Below are 548 nucleotides of genomic sequence, written 5' to 3' on the forward strand. Positions count from 1 at the left end.
ACCGGTTCCTGCTTGCGCTGCATATCGAGGAATACCGTGACGTAGCGATGACCGCGTCGGGAGGCGGTTTCATCGACGCCGACGGTGGCCACGTTGGCCAGGTCCAGCTCACTCAGCATGCGGCCGACGTAGTGATGCACGATGCGCCACAGGCGTTTGTCGGAGATCTCCAGTTGCCGGGAGACGGCCAGCACCGGCATCTCCTTGACCAACGACATAGCGGCTTGCTCGAACAGCAGGGTGAAGTCGCTNCGGCCGCGCCCAGGGCACTTCAATACGCTTGACGCCATGCTCGGGGCACTTGGTGCGAGGCACGCGAGCGTGCAGGTAGCAGTGGTGCTGAAAGAAGTTCAGGTGCCGCCAAGTCTTGTCGGCAAAGTCATGGGCCGGGCAGGCCTTGCCGCACTCCGGGCAGGGGTAGAGGCTGCCCCGCTCGGCCTCGACATAGAGGTCCAGGCGGTGGGGCGACACGGAGGTATCCAGGTGCTGGTCCTTAAGCAACCAGGGCGCTTCAAGGCCTACGCTCTGTCTGAAAAATAGACCCGTAA

1 pseudogene is annotated in these 548 nt (G+C 62.9%); it reads right to left on the reverse strand.

The window, feature by feature from the left end:
* Positions 1 to 501, reverse strand: a pseudogene (locus CCD76_RS19520) (helix-turn-helix domain-containing protein); the annotation flags it as partial.
* Positions 502 to 548: the final 47 nt, after the last annotated feature.

This window comes from Salinicola salarius, from assembly GCF_002179555.1.
GTDB classification, from domain to species: Bacteria; Pseudomonadota; Gammaproteobacteria; order Pseudomonadales; family Halomonadaceae; genus Salinicola; species Salinicola salarius_A.